This is a genomic window from Candidatus Polarisedimenticolaceae bacterium (assembly GCA_036275915.1).
Classification (GTDB): Bacteria; Acidobacteriota; Polarisedimenticolia; order Polarisedimenticolales; family DASRJG01; genus DASRJG01.
In genome coordinates this window covers 43,739-62,426 of sequence record DASUCV010000008.1, presented here as the reverse complement: position 1 = coordinate 62,426, position 18,688 = coordinate 43,739, and the positions used below count along the sequence as shown (strand labels likewise).

The 18,688-nt window shown below is 67.8% G+C and carries 11 protein-coding genes; 5 read left to right on the top strand and 6 right to left on the bottom strand.

Annotated features, from left to right (window positions below):
• The first annotated feature begins 42 nt into the window (after window positions 1-42).
• Both aceK and icd read left to right on the top strand, forming a co-directional pair.
• Window positions 43-1,767 (top strand): bifunctional isocitrate dehydrogenase kinase/phosphatase, encoded by a 1,725-nt coding sequence (gene aceK, locus VFV19_06805; protein ID HEX4824004.1) that lies wholly within the window; start codon window positions 43-45, stop codon window positions 1,765-1,767.
• Entirely contained in the window at window positions 1,764-3,104 is a 1,341-nt protein-coding gene (gene icd, locus VFV19_06800) for an NADP-dependent isocitrate dehydrogenase (protein ID HEX4824003.1), read from the top strand. The genes aceK and icd overlap by 4 nt, the downstream gene beginning before the upstream one ends.
• Here icd and VFV19_06795 read toward each other — a convergent pair.
• Window positions 3,001-4,419, bottom strand: coding sequence for a serine/threonine-protein kinase (locus VFV19_06795; GenBank protein HEX4824002.1), 1,419 nt, complete (start codon window positions 4,417-4,419; stop codon window positions 3,001-3,003). The genes icd and VFV19_06795 overlap by 104 nt on opposite strands.
• Before the next feature lie 114 nt (window positions 4,420-4,533).
• On the opposite strand from VFV19_06795, the gene VFV19_06790 reads away from it, so the two are divergent.
• Together VFV19_06790 and VFV19_06785 are read left to right on the top strand one after the other, a co-directional pair.
• On the top strand, window positions 4,534-5,505 hold the full coding sequence (locus VFV19_06790; protein ID HEX4824001.1) for a hypothetical protein: 972 nt from the start codon (window positions 4,534-4,536) through the stop codon (window positions 5,503-5,505).
• A 102-nt stretch (window positions 5,506-5,607) separates the two neighbouring features.
• Window positions 5,608-6,312, top strand: coding sequence for a sigma-70 family RNA polymerase sigma factor (locus VFV19_06785; GenBank protein HEX4824000.1), 705 nt, complete (start codon window positions 5,608-5,610; stop codon window positions 6,310-6,312).
• On the opposite strand, the gene VFV19_06780 is transcribed toward VFV19_06785, so the two are convergent.
• The 3 genes from VFV19_06780 to VFV19_06770 all read right to left on the bottom strand — a co-directional run bounded on the left by VFV19_06780 (window position 6,313) and on the right by VFV19_06770 (window position 10,071).
• Window positions 6,313-6,624: a hypothetical protein gene (locus VFV19_06780; protein ID HEX4823999.1), complete on the bottom strand. Its 312-nt coding sequence runs from the start codon at window positions 6,622-6,624 to the stop codon at window positions 6,313-6,315.
• A 177-nt stretch (window positions 6,625-6,801) separates the two neighbouring features.
• Window positions 6,802-8,817, bottom strand: coding sequence for an oligopeptide transporter, OPT family (locus tag VFV19_06775; GenBank protein HEX4823998.1), 2,016 nt, complete (start codon window positions 8,815-8,817; stop codon window positions 6,802-6,804).
• 15 nt (window positions 8,818-8,832) lie between these two features.
• The gene (locus VFV19_06770; protein ID HEX4823997.1) at window positions 8,833-10,071 is read right to left on the bottom strand and encodes an MFS transporter; all 1,239 of its coding nucleotides are present in this window, start codon (window positions 10,069-10,071) and stop codon (window positions 8,833-8,835) included.
• 100 nt (window positions 10,072-10,171) lie between these two features.
• Here VFV19_06770 and VFV19_06765 point away from each other — a divergent pair, with 100 nt between their 5' ends.
• The gene (locus VFV19_06765; protein HEX4823996.1) at window positions 10,172-16,441 is read left to right on the top strand and encodes a DUF6531 domain-containing protein; all 6,270 of its coding nucleotides are present in this window, start codon (window positions 10,172-10,174) and stop codon (window positions 16,439-16,441) included.
• On the opposite strand, the gene VFV19_06760 is transcribed toward VFV19_06765, so the two are convergent.
• Window positions 16,438-16,779: a DUF4118 domain-containing protein gene (locus VFV19_06760; GenBank protein HEX4823995.1), complete on the bottom strand. Its 342-nt coding sequence runs from the start codon at window positions 16,777-16,779 to the stop codon at window positions 16,438-16,440. The two genes, VFV19_06765 and VFV19_06760, sit on opposite strands and share 4 nt — an antisense overlap.
• Before the next feature lie 2 nt (window positions 16,780-16,781).
• Entirely contained in the window at window positions 16,782-18,623 is a 1,842-nt protein-coding gene (locus VFV19_06755) for an APC family permease (protein HEX4823994.1), read from the bottom strand.
• Window positions 18,624-18,688 lie beyond the last annotated feature (65 nt).

The window sequence follows — 18,688 nt, the reverse complement described above, 5'->3', positions numbered from 1 at the left end:
TATAGGAAAAAACCGGCGCGCCCCGCTACACTCGTGGATCCCATGGAACGGTCTCTCGTCCAAGACGGTGCGTCCCTCATCGCCGAGTCGTTCCGCTCCTACACCGAGCGCTTCCGAGCGTTGACCCACCGCGCGCGGGCGAACTTCGAATCGCGCGACTGGCATGCCGTCCAGCGCGATTCCGCGCGGCGGTTCGACCTCTACCTCGAGGCGGTCCAGGAAGGGCTCGAGCGCCTGCGGCCGCTGATGGACGATCGGATCGCCGACCGCCCGACATGGACGGCGCTTCGAAGCGCCTACGCGCGCGCGATGAAGGGCCGTCCCGACGTCGAGCTCGCCGAGACGTTCTTCAACTCGTATACGCGCAAGATCTTCCACACGATCGGCGCCGATCCGGCGGTCGAGTTCGTCATCCCGCAGCTCCACCGGCCCTCGGTCGATCCCGCCGGCGCCGAGATGGCGACCTTCCCGCGGAACGGCACGCTCACCTCGCTCGTCCTCACGGTGCTCGAGGCGTATCGCTTCGATCCCGGCTGGGACGATGCCGAGGGCGACGCGGCCCGGATCGCCGGCGAGATGGAGCGCCAGCTCGAGGGCCGCCGCGTTCTCGCCCTCGAGCTGCTCAGGCCGGTCTTCTTCCGCGGGAAGGGAGCGTACGTCGTCGGGCGCGTGAAGACCGATCGGGGCAGCGTCCCGTGGGTCATGGCGCTCGTCAACTTCGGAGGAAGGATCGCCGTCGACGCCGTCCTCATGACCGAAGACGAGGTCAGCATCGTCTTCAGCTTCGCGCGGTCGTACTTCCTCGTCGAGATGGAAAGCCCGCGCGAGACCGTCGCCTTCCTGAAGACGATCATGCCCCGCAAGCCGCTCGCCGAGCTGTACAACGCCGTCGGGTGCAACAAGCACGGCAAGACCGAGCTGTACCGGTCGATCCTCGATCACCTGGAGGAGACCGACGACCGCTTCGACATCGCGCCGGGGCAGCGCGGCATGGTCATGAGCGTCTTCACGCTCGCCGGCTTCGACGTCGTGTTCAAGGTCATCAAGGACCGCTTCGACTATCCAAAGACCGTGACGCACCAGGAGGTCCGGGAGAAGTACGGCCTCGTCTTCCGCCACGACCGCGCGGGACGCCTCGCGGACGCGCAGGAGTTCGAGCACCTCGAGTTCGACGCGTCGCGGTTCACGGAGCGGCTCCTCCGCGAGCTCCTGACCGTGGCGGGCGAGAGCGTGCGCCTGCGCGCGGACCGCGTCGTCATCGCGCACCTGTACACCGAGCGGCGGCTCCTGCCGCTCGACGTCTACCTCAAGGTCGCGCCCGACGACGCGGCGCGCGACGCGGTCGTCGAGTACGGCCAGGTGCTGCGCGATCTCGCCGCGACCAACATCTTCCCCGGCGACATGCTGCTCAAGAACTTCGGCGTGACCCGGCACGGCCGGCTCATCTTCTACGACTACGACGAGCTGTGCCTGCTCACCGACTGCAACTTCCGCGCGCTGCCCGAGGCGAAGAGCGGCGACGAGGAAACCGCCGGCGAGCCCTGGTTCTACGTCGGCGAGCGTGACATCTTTCCCGAGGAGTTCCGCTCGTTCCTGGGCCTGAGGCGAGGCCTGCGCGAGGTCTTCCTCGACCACCACGAAGAGCTGCTCCACGTCGACTTCTGGCACCGGATGCAGGAGATGCACGCGCGCGGGGAGGTCGTCGACATCTATCCTTACAGGCCGGGCCGGCATCTCCGCGGGCCCGGTGAGGAGCCACGATCATGAGCGAAGCCAAGGGCGAGCGGATCACTCTTTCGGACGGACGGATCGCGGTGCCGGACCATCCGGTCATTCCCTTCATCGAGGGGGACGGCACCGGCCCCGACATCTGGCGCGCCGCGTCCCGCGTGATCGACGCCGCCGTCGAGAAAGCCTACGGGGGCGCACGCCGGATCCGGTGGGTCGAGGTGCTCGCCGGTCAGAAGGCGTTCGACGCGACCGGAAGCTGGCTCCCCGACGAGACGCTCGAGACGTTCCGCAGCCACCTCGTGGGGATCAAGGGACCGCTCACGACGCCGGTCGGCGGCGGGATCCGGTCGCTCAATGTCGCGCTACGCCAGATCCTCGACCTCTACGTCTGCCTCAGGCCGGTGCGCTGGTTTGCGGGCGTGCCGTCGCCGGTCAAGCGTCCCGACGCCGTCGACATGGTCATCTTCCGCGAGAACACCGAGGACATCTACGCGGGGATCGAGTTCGCCGAAGGAACGCGCGAGGCGGCGAAGGTCCTCGCCTTCTTGAAGCAGGAGTTCCCGTCGTCGTACAAGAAGATCCGCTTCCCCGAGACCGCCGCGATCGGCTTCAAGCCGGTCTCCAGGGACGGGAGCGAGCGGCTCGTCCGCGCCGCGATCGCCTACGCGATCGCGCAGAAGCGGAAGAGCGTGACGCTCGTGCACAAGGGCAACATCATGAAGTTCACCGAGGGCGCGTTCCGCAACTGGGGCTACGCGCTCGCGGAGCGCGAGTTCGCCGGGAAGGTGTACACCTGGGAGCGGTGGGAGAAGACCCGGTCGCAGAAGGGCGAGGACGCGGCGAACGCGGAGCAGAAGGCGGCGCTCGCCGAGGGGCGCGTCCTCGTGAAGGATGCGATCGCGGACATCACGCTCCAGCAGGTGCTCACGAGACCGGACGACTTCGACGTCATCGCCACCCTCAATCTGAACGGGGACTACCTCTCCGACGCGCTCGCCGCGCAGGTCGGCGGGATCGGCATCGCGCCGGGCGGGAACGTCAACTACGTCACCGGCCACGCCGTGTTCGAGGCGACGCACGGGACGGCCCCGAAGTACGCGAACCTCGATCGCGTCAACCCCGGCTCGGTCATCCTCTCGGGCGAGATGATGCTCCGTTATCTCGGCTGGAACGAGGCCGCCGACCGCATCCTCGAGGGGATGAACGGCGCGATCGCGAGCAAGCGCGTCACCTACGACTTCGCGCGCCTGATGGACGGCGGGGTCGAGATCAAGTGCTCGGAGTTCGGCGACAACGTGATCGCGCACATGGGGAAAGGGCCAGCAGGAGCCCGCGGCAAGAGCGAGGACGCGGCGACGACACGCTCCGCCTGAGGATCGCGACGACCGTACCGGCGAGCGGGTCGCGCGTGGCACCGGGCTCGACGACGAGAGCGAGAGGACGTCGCCGCGCCTCGGCGACGAGGAACGCGGCGACTCCGCGCGCGAGCACGGCCACGGCGCGAGGCGGCGGCGCGCCGACGGAGCGGTCCCACACCGGCACGCCTCCGACGAACGAGAGCGGGAGCCCGCGCGCGAGGCCGTGGCGCAGGGCCGTCGCCTGCGCCTCGCTGCCGCGCGCCAGCAGGAGCGTCAGCACGACCTCGGCGATTCCGGAGGGACGGCGGAGCCTGTGAACCGCGAGCCCCATCGCCGCCGCCGCGACGGAGAGCTCCTGACGCGCCGCGCCCGGCGGCAGCACGATCTCCCGTGACTCGCCGCGACGCGCCGCGTCGAGCGCCATCCTCAGCGCGGCGCGCTGCGACGAAGTCAGGTGGGAGGCCGAGGCGCGTGGCGCCGCTGGCGGAGCCGGCCCCAGAAGCGCCAGCGCCTCGGCCGCGGTGGGGGGGCGCGCGTCGCGATCGCGCGCGGTGAGCTTGATGACGAGATCGGCGAGACGCGCCGGGATCTCGGGACGGACGACGCGGGGATCGGCCGGGGGACCGGCGAGGTGCCAGCGCAGCCATCGCTGCGGCGAGCGCGCGAGGAGCGGCAGCCGGCCGGTCGCGAGATAGAAGAGGAGGATGCCGAGCCCGTAGAGGTCGGCGCGCCCGTCGAGCGGCAGGCCAAGGATCCGCTCGGGCGCGACGTAAGGGATCGAGCCGCTGATCCGGCCGGGCGCGCCCGCCAGACCGGACGGCGAGGCGAGCCCGAAGTCGGTGAGCTTCACGCGCCCCGGTCCGCGGCGGCCGGGGCCGACGAGGACGTTGCCAGGCTTGAGATCGCGGTGAACCAATCCCGCACGGTGAACGTGGTCGAGCGCGCGCAGGAGGCGCCGGCCCACCTCCTCGACCGCTTCGCCGCTCGTGGCGCCGGCGCGCATCGCGCGGTGAACCGGAAGCCCGCGGACCAGCTCGAGCACGAGGTAGGGCGTTCCCGGCTCGAGCGGCCCCGAGCGGGCCCGGCCCATCTCGTACGCGCGCACGACGTGAGGGTGCCGGAGACGCGACCACGCCGCGAACTCCGCTACGAGCGGATGCACCGGATCGAGATCGGGCACGGGGTGGAGCGTCTTGAGCGCGACGTCGCGTCTCGTGAGCCTGTCGAACGCGCGGTAGACCGTTCCCTGGCCGCCGCGCCCCAGCGTCTCGACGACGAGGAAGCGCGCGTCCAGGACCGGCGAGATCGCGTGGGCCGAAGCGGATGTCATGCGGGCGGGAACGTAACCTCAGCGGCTCCGCGCACCAAGCGTTCGAGCGTCTCTCGGTTCCCCGCGCGAGAACGCGAGGTTGTGCGCACGGGAGATTGGGGTAACGTGTCCGCGATGAAGACGATCGTGCCCCTCCTTCTCGCGGTTGCGGCGACGGCGCTCGCCGCCAAAGACACCCCACGTCCGCCGGCGGACAAGCTCCCTCAGCTCGCCGCGTCGCTCGCGCAGAAGGTCGCGGCGAAACAGCTCGCCGCACCCGACGGAAGCATGGTCGCGGCGAGCTCGATCCTCGATGCGGCACGCGCGACGACCTGCCTCAAGACGATCGACTCGGGAGACGGCTGGCCGGCGAGCTGGCTCATCGTGCAGGACAAGAACGTCCCGTACGATCTCGTGCTGCGCGTGGCGTTGTCGCAGGACGGAACGTCGATCGAGGACCCGGCGACGATCTTCCTCACGGCGCGGAAGGCGTGGGACGACGACGCGTTCGACGCGGCGTACCAGCTCGCGACCGGGAAGAAGCCGCCGCGCGAGAAGAGCCGCAACGTCGTGCTCCAATCGTTCACGAGCAAGAGCGTCACCGACTACGTCTACACGCTCCCGCCGGCGGGAAAGGGTGCCAAAGGTCTCCTCGCGCAGCTCCCGGAGGGCTCGTACCTTCGCGAGTCGGCGGCGATCGACCTCCGCGACGGCAACCACCACACCGTCGCCGTCGTCCTCAACCATCCGCGTTTCGTCCCGGCCGATTGCGGAACACCGGAGGGGATGAAGACGGGCCACCGCGACGAGGGCGGCATCTCGCTCGTCCTCGCCGGCGAGAAAGAGCTCGAGGACAGCCTCGACATCACCGAGCTCGTCAAGACCGCGACCGGCGCCTCGATGCTCCCCAAGCTCAAGTGCGCCCAGGGCGATGCCGCGCCCGGCGCGATCGACGCCCTCGTCGACGCGAAATTCGAGGGGCGCGAGCCGGTGCGTCTCCTCGATTTCTCCGGCAAGCTCGCCGAGTGCAATCTCGACGGTTTCCCGATCGTCGTCGGCGTGAAGAAAGAAGCGGGGGCGTTCAAAGTGTTCGCGCACCAACGCTGATCGCGGTGGCGCCGAGCCCGCCGGGAAGGATCGAGCCGGGCTGACCCTTTTCCGTCCCCGTTCCGTCACCGATCCGTTTCAAGGCGCTCATACCGTTTCCCCATGGAAAACAGCGCCGTCATCTCGAGCTACCTGAAACGAGTCCACACGGTCCCGAAGCTCAGCCGCGACGAGGAGTTCACGCTCGTCGCCGAGGCCCGTCGCGGTGCGCCGGAGACCGCCGAGCGCCTCGTGCGCACACACGTCGCCTTCGTCATCCGTGTGGCGATGGACTACCGCGGACGCGGCGTCGCGTTCGAGGACCTCGTGCACGAAGGGTGCGTGGGGCTGCTCAAGGCCATCCGCCGGTTCGATCCGGCGAACGGCGCGCGGTTCATAACGTACGCCGCCTTCTGGATCCGGAAGGCGATCCTCGAAGCGATCTCCGACGGCGGCCGTCTCGTCCGCGTTCCGCGGTACCAGCGCGTGCACGGCCGGCCCACGATGCGCGAGCTGCGCTTCGACGACCCGATCTCCGCCGATGATCCGCGCACGCTCCTCGATACACTCGAGGACGAGCGTGGCGAGCGGCCCGACGCCGCCGCCGTCGCGCAAGACGACGTCCGCCGCCTGCGCCGCCACCTCCGCGCGCTGCCGCTCCGGGAACAGGCGGTGCTCGCGTCGCGCTACGGCCTCGACGGCGAGACGCCGATGACCCTCATGGAGGTCGGCACACTCCTCTCCCTCTCGCGCGAGCGCGTGAGGCAGATCGAGAGCGCGGCGCTGGCCCAGCTCAGGAAGGCGATGACGAAGAAGGCCCGCCGCTGATCAACCCTTGGCCTTCTCGGTACGCTTGAGCTCGACGAGATACATCTTGTCGTCCTTCTGGACGAAGTCGAAGTGGACCTTGTCCCCGACCTTGACCTCTTCGACGGCGAGATCGCCCTTCAGCTTGGTCGACGGCGTCCAGAACAGGTTCCACTGATCGCCCTTGTCGCCCTGGACCTGCATGACCATCTGCGACGTGTCGATGGCGGTGACCTTGCCTTCGTGCGGACGATCGTCGGCGCTCGCGAACGAGCCGAGGGTCAAGACGAGACCCAGCACGAGCATCAGGATGGAAACGCTTCTGAGCTTCATAGACACCTCCGTCGGCGCGGTGCTTCAAGAATCGCGCCCACGCGCGATGGCGCGCCATTTCCGGAGATGAGGGCGACACTCCTCGGTGCACGACGTAAGAGATTCACCGTGCCGCGGCGGGGAGGCGTCGACGCGTCTTACGACGGTCGGGGTCCGTGATCGTTGGATGCGGGGGGATCAGTCGAGGGCGCCCGCCGGCCTGCGGTTCGATCCCCACCACAAATATCCGACGAGGGCCAGAAATGCGACGATCGAGACGAGCTGAGAGATCGAGTCCGTGTCGTAGAACGGAAGCTTGATCCATTCTTCCTTGAACGAGGGGACGAGGCGCAGGGCGGCACCGAACACGCCCCCCAATGCGCCGCCGGCCATCATTCCCGACGCGATGACGACGCCGCGCTCGCGCAGCGAGCGGCCCTTGTCGCCTCCCGTCCTCGCGGCCTTGCCGGTGACGAGGTGGTGGAGGAAGCCGCCGACGAGGGCGGGGGAGTTCAGCTCGAGGGGGAGATACATCCCCAGTGCGAATGTGAGCGCGGGCACCTGGAGCATCTCGAGGACGATCGCGATCGCGGAGCCGACGCCGAACAGCGCCCACGCGACCGGCTCTCGGTTCATGAAGCTCTGGACAAGCGCTTTCATGATCGAGGCCTGCGGGGCGGCGAGGATCTTAGCGGCCGCCGTGCCTTCGGGGGCGTCGCCGAAGAAGTATCCCGCGTTGGCGAGGACGGCGATCGTGGCCGCGGTCGCGATCGACGCCGCGATCACCCCGAGGAACTTCACGCGCTCCTGCACCTGCGGCGTCGAGCCGAGCCAGTACCCGGTCTTGAGATCGGTGATCGCCTGGCCCGACACCGAGAGCGCAGTGCAGACCATCCCCGCGATCGCCATGACGAAGAACATCCCCGTCGGCCCCGACAACCCGAACTTCAGCAGGACTACCGATGAGATCATGATCGTCAGCATCGTCATTCCGGAGACCGGATTCCGCGCCGTCGTCGCGATCGCGTTGGCGGCGACCGAGGTAAAGAAGAAGGAGAAGACGAGCATCAGGAGGAACCCGACTCCTACGGCGGTCCATCCTCCAGCCTCGAGGGTCGAGAAGAAGACGATCGCGAGGATCGACGTGACGATCGTGCCGACGAGCATCGTCATGATCGAGATGTCCCGGTCGGTACGGTCGAGCTCGAGATGCTTCTCGCCGTGGCGGAACGCCTTGATCGCGATGCTGAACGATCCCGCCACCACCCGAAGGGACTTCAAGATGCCGAAGATTCCTGCCGTCGCGATCGCGCCGACGCCGATGAAACGGACGTAGCCTCGGAAGACCTCGCCGGCGGACATCGCCGAGATCGCCTTCGTGCCGGGCGGAAGGATCTCCGGAACGTGAGACCCGACGTAGTAGACCAGCGGCACCAGGACGAAGTTCGAGAGCACGCCGCCGGCGCACAGGATCATCGACGACCGGAGGCCCATGACGTATCCCAGGCCGAGAATGAACGCCACAGCGTCGAACTTGAGGACCACCTTCGCCTTGTCCGCGGCGTCCTTCATGAGCGGGACGAACTGGAAGTCGACCATCTCCTTCCAGACGCGGAACGTCGTCACGAAGAAGTCGTAGACGGCCGCCACGACGGTCGCCTGGAGGAGGAGCATCGCCTGCGAGCCCCCCTTCTCACCGGTGACGAGGATCTCCGTGATCGCGGTCGCCTCGGGGTACGGATACTTGCCGTGCATTTCGCGCACGAAGTAACGCCGCAGGGGGATGAGGAAGAGGACGCCGAGACAGCCTCCCGCGAGGCAGATGAATGTCGTCTGGATCGGTTTCGGCGAGAGTTGCAGGGAGTACAGCGCCGGCAACGTGAAGATGGCGCCCGCGACGACCGATGCCGAGACGCCGCCGATCCCCGTCATGATGACGTTCTGGAGGAGCGGCGGATCCTTCGAGACGACGCGTGTGAGCCCGATCGCCAAGATCGCGATCGGGATCGCCGCCTCCATGACCTGGCCGACCTTCAGGCCGGAATATGCCGACGCGATCGAGAAGATGACGCAGAAGACGATCCCAAAGAACACGGAGACCCAAGTCGCCTCGGGAAACGTCGCCGAAGGCGGGACGATCGACTGGTATTCCTCGCCCGGCTTTAGCGGTTCGTAGGCGTTCTCCGGCAGCGACTTGGTATCGACGGCTTCCATCGGCTCTCCCGTGTATCAGGCGTGGGCGTCGCGCCCGGCGTACATCTTCGCGTGAATGAAGAGACCCAGCGCGGCGGCGAGGCCGACGGCGCCGAACGCCCAGAACATCTTCTCGGGGTGGTGAAGCGTGTCGCGCGCCCAGCCGGCGACCGGCCCGCCGATCCATCCGGAGAGCAAGCTCCCCAGCGCGATCGGGAAGAACGCGAACCCGAGATACATCCCCTCCTGGCCGGCGGGCGCCAGGCTCCCGAGGTATTTGTAGAAGTGCGCGGAGTAGATCATCTCGCCGATCGAGAAGACGACGACGCCCGCACCGGCGATGACGGGCGACATCCGGAGCCCGATCACGCCGTACCCCACCGACCCGATGAGCGCCGCGATCCACACCGCGCGCGCGGTCGTCCAGTTGCGGACGAGGTAGCCGACGATCACCTGGGTGCAGACGATGAGAGCGGCGTCGAGCGAGATGATGAAGTTCGCCTTCTGCTGGCTGAGCCCGAGGTCTTGCGTCACGTAGGTCGTGAACGCGCCGAAGAACTGGAAGAAGAGGCTCCAGAACCCCGCGACGAGGAGAAACAGGCTCATGAGGCGCGCCGTCGTCAGGATGCGGAGGAAGTCCGCCGCGAACGCGCCGAGCGTCCGCTTCGGCGTCGCCACGCGCGTCTCTTGATCCGCGTAGAAGATGCGGACGAGCGCGAGCGCCACGAGAATTGCGATCGCGGAGGTCGGGAAGACCATTGAGAGACCTGCCGCCGCCGAGACCGCGCCGGAGACGTTCGGGCCGAGGAAGCCGCCGACGTTGACGAGCGTGTAGTAGATCGAGAAGCCGACGGGCCGCCTCTCCTCGGAGCACGTCCTCTGGACCGTCCCCGTGATCGCCGGCTTGATGACCGACGCGCCGAACGCGACGCACGCGAGCGCGAGCACGACGACGGGGAAGCTGGGCGCCTTCCACACGCCCGCGTAGCCGACGGCGAGCAGGACGTAGGCGAGCATCATCGCGCGGCGGTAGCCGAGCCAGTCGGCGAACATGCCGGACAGCACGGTGACGCCGTAGACGACGAAGCCGAGGTTGCCGCCGACCCGGATCGCCGCGCTCTCGTCGAAGTGCCTCACCTGGACGAGGTAGGGGACGAGGACCGGCGCCATCCCGTAGTACGCGATGCGCTCGAACAGCTCGGAGGCGTTTGCCGCCCAGAACGGACGGCTGAAGCCGCGGACGTAATCGGACAGGGAGAGTCGCGCTTCGGCCATGGCTGCGGATCGTAACCCGGGGCCGCGCGATCCTGCCTCGAAAAGTCGGCACGGAGCCGAACGATTCGGGGTATATGGATGCCCATCCGGGGGGGTGGGCATGCGCGGATTCCGTGTCTCGATCTATCTCGCGTCGTTCCTCGTTCTCTGCGCCGCGCGACCTTCGTTCGCGGACACCTGCACGGGGATGGCCGGCGGTCCCGGCGATCTCGACGGCGACGGCTACGTCGGAGCCAACGACTGCGACGACACGAACCCCGGCCTCTGGGCGCGGATGCAATCGGTCGGGCAGGTCAAGCTCGCGAGAGTGCCCGGTACCGGCGCTGCGGTGCTGAGCTGGAATCCACTCGATTCCGGCGGGCAATCGGCGCCGTTCACGTACGAGGTCGTGCGCTCGCGTGTCGCCTCGAACTTCCTCGACCATCCGACGGATACGTGTCTCGATCCGGGCGGCACGGAGCTTCAGTTCACCGATCCGCAGGTCCCGCCGGCCGGTGGCATCTTCTTCTACATCGTGCGCGGCCGGAACGGATGCGGCGCAGGAGACTCGGGCACGCGATCGGACGGCACGCCGCGCCAGGTGCGCGACTGCGCCTTCAGCGTCGTCTGCAACGACTCGAATACGTGCACGGACGACTCCGCGAAGAACGGCGTCTGCACGCACACGCCCGTCGCGCCGAAGATCGTCACCGGGCCCTCGAGCATCGGTGTGTGCGACGGCGGTACCGCGCGTTTCACCGTCGAAGCGCAGAACGGCTCCAGCGCGAGCTATGCCTGGACGAAGAACGGCGCGCCTGTCGGCGGCAACAGCCCGACCCTCGCGCTGCCCGTGACGCTTTCCGATCATCGGAGCGCGATCCACGTCACGGTCCAGGACGCCTGCGGAAACATCACGACGCCCGATGCCACCCTCACCGTCTTCTCCGATCCCGCGGCCTGCCAGGGAGGATTGAACGGTTCGCCCGCGCCCAACGGCGGTGGCGATCCGGAAGCGGCGAAGCACTGGGTGCCTCCGGTCTACAACGCAGCGCCTGACTTCGGCGCCGCCGCGCGCGTCGATCTGCACTCCGGAGAGCTGGAGGTCGCGCAGACCGACATGGAGATCCCCGGACGCGGCTTCGACTTCGTGTTCACGCGCTACTACCGCTCGCGCCGATGGCAGAGCACGTCGCAGGGCGTCGAATGGACGCATGCGTACGACCGGCGCGTGTCGAGTCCTCCGACCGGGGGCGTGGTCGTCGTCAATCCGGCATCGGGTGAGACGCTCTTCGCCGCCCCGCCGCCGAGTGGCGGATGCTACGTCACGCCCGCCGGCGGCTTCGAGGAGCTGTGCCCGCAGGCGGACGGCACATTGGCGCTGAACTTCCCCGACGGGCAGATCTGGGTCTTCGGCGGGTTCGACGGCTCGGCAGCCGCCGGGAAGATCCTCCAGTCGCGCGATCAGTTCGGGAACGCGATGAGCTTCGCCTACGACACCGGCGGCAAGCTCACGACGATCACCGACACGCTCGGACGCGCGATCACGCTGACGTACAACACGCGCAATCTGGTCACCGCGGTGACGGACTTCACTGGTCGCAGCGTCCAATACGTGTATTACGACGGGACCGAGGCGGGCGGCGAGCTCGACGACCTGAAGTCGGTGACGTCACCGCCGGTGACCGGAACACCCACCGGGAACGACTTCCCTCAAGGCCGCACGACGACGTACACGTACTCGCGAGGCCACTCGCTCGGCGCGGAGAACAGCAACCTGCTGTCGATCGCCGGACCCGACGGGAAGACGTACGCGAGCTTCTCCTACAGCATGACCGACAACGATGCCGATCCCGCGTTCGACCGCCTCTATCGGATGGAGACCTACGCCGCCGTGAATCCGGCGGACGAGATGTTCACCTACGTGGCGCTCACGCCCGATGCGTCGAACGATTTCGCGGTGAGCAAGACGATCGTCAAGGACGCGACCGACCACAGGAGCGACTACTACTACGACGCGCAAGGACAGATCGTCCGCGTTCGCGACTTCACCGGAGTCTTGCCCGACTCTGCGACGTTCGCGAGCGATCTCGACAATCTGCCCGGCCCACCGCCTTCGCCGACCGATCCGCCGTACTACGAGACCAAGGTCCACCACGACGGCAACGCGCTCGTCACGGAGCTGACGATGCCCTCGCTCGCGAGCGTGTCGCGCGTCTATGACTCGGGGAATCCCAGCGTGCTCAAGCGCGGCGATCTGTTGAGCGAGACGTTCGATCCAGGACCGCTCGGCGGCGACCAGGCGCAGATCACGCGCTCGTGGACGTACGCGACGCCGTTCGGAACCGATTGGGGGGCACGCCGCGAGCCGCGCATCATCTATCGACCAGGCGTTCCGTCCGGCGTCTTGCGCCGTATCAGCGACGTCCGCATCGTGCACCCGCCGGCGACGCCGCCTGGAACGTGGAGGACGATCAAGGACATCCACATCGTGCATCCTCCGGCCGAGCCGCCGGGGCTGTGGCGGAAGCTGAATCCCAAGCTCTACCAAGAGAGCGTCGATCCGTTCGCGGGTGCGGGCGCGGGATCGGAGAAGATTTGGGGTGACACCTGGTACACGATGGACAGCGACGTCTGCACGGCGGCGGGGCGCCGCTACACGAGCGACAGCTCCATCTGCACGGCAGCTCGTCGCTACACCGGCGACAGCTCCATCTGCACCGCCGCTCGATACACGGGCGATAGTTCGATTTGCACGGCCGCTCGCCATGCGCTGGGACGAGACGGAGGCGACAGCGTCATCGACCCCGCGGGCCGCTACACCGGCGACAGCTCCATCTGCACCGCCGCTCGATACACGGGCGACAGCTCCATTTGCACGGCCGCACGCCATGCGCTGGGACGAGACGGAGGCGACAGCGTCATCGACCCGGCGGGCCGCTACACCGGCGACAGCTCCATCTGCACCGCCGCTCGCCATGCGGTGGCACGAGACGGAGGCGACAGCGTCATCGACCCGGCGGGCCGCTACACCGGCGACAGTCACATTTGCTTGGCTGGGAAACAGACGCTGGGATCCACACTCAGCAACGGGCACTGGAACGACTGGGGCGAGGTCTCCATCAAGGAAGACTGCGACGACAGCGATCCCGGGATTTTCCCGGGCGGCCGCGAGGTCTCGCCGGGCAGGCTCATTGCGATCGGAACGTCGCGTGACCGGACGCTCGCGTTCGGCGGCACGCTGCCTTCGTCGGGGTTCCCGACGACGGCGACCGACGAGAACGGCCAGACGTGGACGTTCACGTACGACACGTCCGGCTTCTTGACCGATCTTCAGGCGCCTTCGGTCGTGACAGGTACGCTCACCGGCGCGCCCCAGACGATCCATCATCACTGGGACCGGAATGCCTACGGCCAGATCGTCGCGTACACCGACCCGCAGAGCCACGTCTCGACGCTCGATTGGTCGAGCTCGGGCTCCGACAACGGATACCTCAGAACGCTCACCATCCCGCACGGGACGCTCAGCGCGGGGACGCAATACACGTGGAGCGCGCGCGGGCAGCTCGTCGGCACGACCGATCCGAACGGACATACGACGACGATGACGATCAACGACGACGACCAGGTCGTCCGCGTGACGTCCGCGGCTCCGTTCTCGTATCAGAGCGATTCCTACTACGACGCGAACGGCGATCTCGTCCGCCATGACGTGCAGAACGTCGACGAGAACGGCGTGCTCCGGCCCGACCCTTACCTGAGCACGCTCTACGTTTACGACGGTCTCGGCCGGCTCAGCGGCCTGAGCCGTGAGATCGACAGCGCGCAGTGCATGATCGACGACGTGGAGTACGACCCGCTCGGCCGGATCACGAAGCTCTCGAGGGGCGGCTCCGGGGCGAAGCTCGTCAAGGAGCTCGCGTATGCGAGGGTGAAGGTGAAGTTCCCCACGCTCTCGCAGGACAAGGACGAGCTGGGCTCCGTGTGGGCACGGCAGGCCTACGATTACGACGCGGACGGCAACCTGATCGCCGTGCACGACGGCATCGACCCCTCGGTGGCGGACACGACGTTCCAGTACGACGGCTACGGACGCCTGACGAAGACGACCGACGCCGAGGGGAACGAGTGGTCGTCCCATTACGACGCCGCGGGCAACGAGGTCTCGTCGAGTCTCGACGGCGAGCTGGCCGACGGCTCGTCGGGGCCGAACGTGAAGCTCGCCGAGTGCACGACGACCTACGACGAGATCGACCGCGCGATCAAATGCGACTGCACGCATCTGCGCCGCGCGAACGGCGCTCCGATCGGCGACGGCTCGAACACGTGTCTGGGGTACTACGACGAGAACTCGAATTGGAGCCGCATCCAGGACGACAACGGCCACGGGACCGACTTCACCTACGACTCGGGGCAGTTGCTGAAGCTCGTCACCGATGCGATGGGGAACACGACTCAGCTTGACTACGATCTGGCCTCGAACGTGATCCAGGTGACCGAGACCGACGCCGCGACCGCCGGCGGCCCGCCGTCCTCGGCGGTGACCCACTACGAGTACGACGCGCTCGACCGGCGGACGGCGGACGTCGATCCGGCGGGCGGGCGCACCGAGAGGAAGTTCGACGGCAAGTACTACGTCGTTGGTGTCACGCACAAGACCGGAAACAAGACGCGATACACGTACGACGGCCTCGGCCAGCTCGTGCAGACGCAAGACGACATGACCGACACCGGCGACGGGAACGGCAATGTCGTCGCGACCCTCGTGTCCTCGCAGACGTGGAACGATCTCGGCCAGCTCACCTCGACGGTCGATGCCGAAGGGAGCACGTGGACGTACGCGTACGACGGCGGCGGGCGCGTCTCGGTCGCAACCGCGCCCGACGCGCGGACGACCAGCCTCGTCTGGTCTCCGCGAAGCAACTTGGTCAGTGAGACCGACCCGGACGGCTCGGCGAGCACGTTGACCTACGACAAGCTGGGACGCTTGACCGACGTCTCGGTCGCCCGCGGCCCGGGCGTCGCGGGCACGACGAGCGAGCACTACGTCTACGACGGCAGCGGTGCGCTCGTCTCCGCCTCCGATGACGACTCGACCGTGACGCGCACCTACGACTCGTTCTCGCGCATGCTGAGCGAGACGCAGCAAGCCGGCGGATCGCCGCCGCACACGGTGACGATCGAGCGGGACGCCGTCGGCAACCCGACGAGCATGGTCTATCCGGGCGGCCACACGATCAGCTACGGCTACGACCCGCTCGACCGGACGCAAACCGTCTTCGCGGACGGCGCGCTGGTCGCGTCCTACAACTATCAGGGAGCGACGAAGCTCTCGCGCGTCGTCAACGGCAACAGCGTCGGAACGAGCTATCTCTATGACGCCGCGGGACGCCTCGAGCGCAAGACGGTCACCGGCGCCGACGGCGACATCGTCGACGCCACGATCACGTGGGACCCGCTCGGAATGACCTCGCGCAGCGAGCCGCTCTCGTCGTCGACGACGAGCTACGTCTACGATTCGATGCACCGGCTGACGAAGAGCACGACCACGTCGTCGGGGAGCGCCTCGTCACGCGTCTACACGCTGAGCGCGATGGGCGACCGCGTCCTGGTGAGCGGCGGCATGGACGCGGGCTCGTACACGCGCGATGCGACCCTCCCCGAGCCTGCCGACCTCCAGATGCACCAGTACACATCGACGCCGTCGGGCACGCGCACGTACGACGCCGACGGCAACCCGCTGATCATCCACGGCGGCACGCCTGCGGAGCTCGCGATGACCCACGACTATCGCGGGAACATCGTCACTGCGGGCGGGTTCTCGTACACGCAGGATGCGCTCGGCCGGTACCTGCTACGGGCCGGCGTCCCGTTGCGCTTCGATTCCGCCGGCAGCGATTACATCCAGGAGTACGCCGGGGGCGCGTCTCGAGCGAGCTTCGTCGTCGGCGAGGACGGCCGCCTCCTCCAGATGATCGAGGATGCCGACATCAACGGGAACGGCGTGCTCGACCGGTACACCTATCACACCGACGAGCAGGGAAACGTGCGGGCGCTCACCGACCAGAGCGGCGCCGTCGTCGAACGGTACGCTTACGACGATTGGGGCAACCCGTCGTTCTTCACAGCGGACGGAACGCCGATCGGGTCGTCGGCCGTCGGGAATCCGTTCCTCTACCGCGGCATGTTGTGGGAGCCGGAGACGCAGCTCTACCGGGTCGGAGGCACCGCGTACGACCCGCACATCGGGCGTCCCATCCGGTGCCCCTCCGGTCTTTGCCGGATGTCGAGCTCCGCGGGGGGAATGGACCCGTTCGACGGCGAGCCGCCTCCGGCCAGCACCGGGCTGGGCGCAACGATCCACAACGGCCTCTACGTGCGGCTTCCGCTCTAGCCGGGTCCGCGGCGCCGCCGGGACGAGAGAGCCGCGGCGACGATGCCGCAAGCGGTGAAGCCGACGAGCGTGATCAGGTCGTGCTTCTCGGCGACCTCGATCCTCAAGTACGGCGTCATGAGGAAGAAGTCCATGCTGAGGACCGACGTGACCGCCGTGGCCAGCGCAGCCCGGCGGCCGCCGAACTCCGCTGCGATCATCGTCAGAATGATGAAGGGGTAGGCGACCCACGAGCTGGTCACCGACTCGCGGACCGGCGTCAGTGCGGCACCCAGGACCAGCGCCGCGAAAGGTCCCGCACCGAGGAAAATCAGTCGATCGTCGTCCGCGTCGCTCATGCTCATTTCTCCAGGTGGTACGGCACGCTCGTGACGACCACGTTGCGACGGAACAGGAGCGCGGTCTTGAGGAGGAGCCCGCGCTGATTGTGGTAGAGGTGCTGCCACCAACGCGCCGGGACGAACTCCGGCAGGACGACGCTCACGAAATTTCCCGGCCGCTCGGCATCGGTGATCTCGATGTACTCGAGGAGCGGCTCGACGACGGAGCGAAACGGCGAGGCGACGATCTCGAGCCGGATGGCGTGGCCCCAGCGCTGCCACTCCTCTTGGATCTGCGCCGTCGCGTGGGGATCCACGTCGACGCACACGGCGCGCACGTCCGGCGAGAGCGTGCGCGCGTAGTCGAGCGCCCGCACGACCGCACGGTGCACGCCGGCGATCGGGACGATCACGACGTTGTGCCGCTCCCGTCCGGCCACGAGGCCTTTGAGCGAGAGCTGCGCGGCGACCCCGCGGTAGTGACGGCGGATCGCGAGGAACAGGAAGACGTTCAGCGGGATCAGCGCGACGATGATCCAGGCGCCCTCGCTGAACTTGGTGACGCACACGACGACGAGCACGATCGCCGTCAAGATCGCGCCGACGCCGTTGACGACGCTTCCGGCGAGCCAGCCGCGACGGCGCTCCCGCCACGCCTTCAGGACCATTCCGGTTTGCGACAGCGTGAACGAAACGAAGACGCCGAGCATGTAGAGCGGGATCAACGCGTGCGTATCCCCGTGGAACGCCACGAGGAGCACCCCGGCGAGCAGCGCCAGGACGAGGATCCCATTCGAGAAGGCGAGGCGATCGCCCTGGTTCGCGAGCTGCCGCGGCAGGAATCGATCGCGCGCGACGATCGAGGCGAGCCGCGGGAAGTCGGCGAAGGCGGTGTTCGCGGCGAGCACGAGGATCATGGTCGTCGCAGCCTGGATCGCGTAGTACACGATGGTCCCGCCACCGAAGATCGCTCGGTTGAGCTGCGAGATCACCGTCTCGTCGGTCGTCGGCGTGATCTGGTAGGCATGGGCGAGAAACGTCACACCCATGAAGCAGGCCACCGCGCAGGTGATCATGATGAGGAGCGTGGTCACGGCGTGCCGGGCCTCGGGCGGCTTGAACGCGGGCACGCCGTTCGAGATCGCCTCGATCCCGGTCAGCGCCGTGCACCCGTTCGCAAACCCACGGAGCACGAGGAAGATGGTGAGGGGTGCCGTCGCCGACGGCAGCAGTCCCGACGGAGCCGCGGGGGGCGCCAGGCCTCCCGTCAGGATCCTGCTGCCGCCGACGATGAGGAGCAGAGCCATGCCGCCGAGGAACACGTACGTCGGCGTCGCGAAAATCCTTCCCGATTCCCGGATCCCGCGGAGATTGCCGACGGTGAGGATGACGAGGAATCCGAGCGCGAGCGCGACGCGTGCTTCCTGCCATTGCGGGAACGCCGACGTGATCGCGGCGACCCCGGCGGCGATCGACACCGACACGGTCAAGACGTAGTCGAGGAGGAGGGAGGCCGCGGCGACCAAGCCGGCGACGACGCCGATGTTCTCTCCGGCGACCCGGTAGGCCCCGCCGCCGTTCGGGTAGGCCAGGATCGTCTGCCGGTACGAGAAGCCGATCACGAGCATCAGGCCGGCGATCACACAGCCGATCGGCGTGACCAGCCACAGGGACGCCGTTCCGGCGACGAGGAGCGTGCGCAGGATCTCCTCGGTCGCGTAGGCCACCGACGAGAGCGCGTCCGACGAGAGAATGGCGAGCCCGGTGGCGACGCCGAACCGTTCGCGATGCGCGAGGTGAGAAGGGATCCGGCTACCGACGAGCAGGCGCTTCAAACCGACGAGCAGGGACGGCGACGGCATTGCCGGATCGTACGAAGCCAGCCTGGGACTTGGGGGGACCGCCGGCGATCTTGATGAGATCTTGA

Bases quoted from the DNA above. Each gene is read 5' to 3' on its own strand.
- VFV19_06765 (HEX4823996.1), top strand. From the start codon at position 10,172: ATGCGCGGATTCCGTGTCTCGATCTATCTCGCGTCGTTCCTCGTTCTC.
- VFV19_06795 (HEX4824002.1), bottom strand. From the start codon at position 4,419: ATGACATCCGCTTCGGCCCACGCGATCTCGCCGGTCCTGGACGCGCGC.
- VFV19_06775 (HEX4823998.1), bottom strand. From the start codon at position 8,817: ATGGAAGCCGTCGATACCAAGTCGCTGCCGGAGAACGCCTACGAACCG.
- VFV19_06760 (HEX4823995.1), bottom strand. From the start codon at position 16,779: ATGAGCGACGCGGACGACGATCGACTGATTTTCCTCGGTGCGGGACCT.
- VFV19_06780 (HEX4823999.1), bottom strand. From the start codon at position 6,624: ATGAAGCTCAGAAGCGTTTCCATCCTGATGCTCGTGCTGGGTCTCGTC.
- icd (HEX4824003.1), top strand. From the start codon at position 1,764: ATGAGCGAAGCCAAGGGCGAGCGGATCACTCTTTCGGACGGACGGATC.
- VFV19_06770 (HEX4823997.1), bottom strand. From the start codon at position 10,071: ATGGCCGAAGCGCGACTCTCCCTGTCCGATTACGTCCGCGGCTTCAGC.
- VFV19_06755 (HEX4823994.1), bottom strand. From the start codon at position 18,623: ATGCCGTCGCCGTCCCTGCTCGTCGGTTTGAAGCGCCTGCTCGTCGGT.
- VFV19_06785 (HEX4824000.1), top strand. From the start codon at position 5,608: ATGGAAAACAGCGCCGTCATCTCGAGCTACCTGAAACGAGTCCACACG.
- VFV19_06790 (HEX4824001.1), top strand. From the start codon at position 4,534: ATGAAGACGATCGTGCCCCTCCTTCTCGCGGTTGCGGCGACGGCGCTC.
- aceK (HEX4824004.1), top strand. From the start codon at position 43: ATGGAACGGTCTCTCGTCCAAGACGGTGCGTCCCTCATCGCCGAGTCG.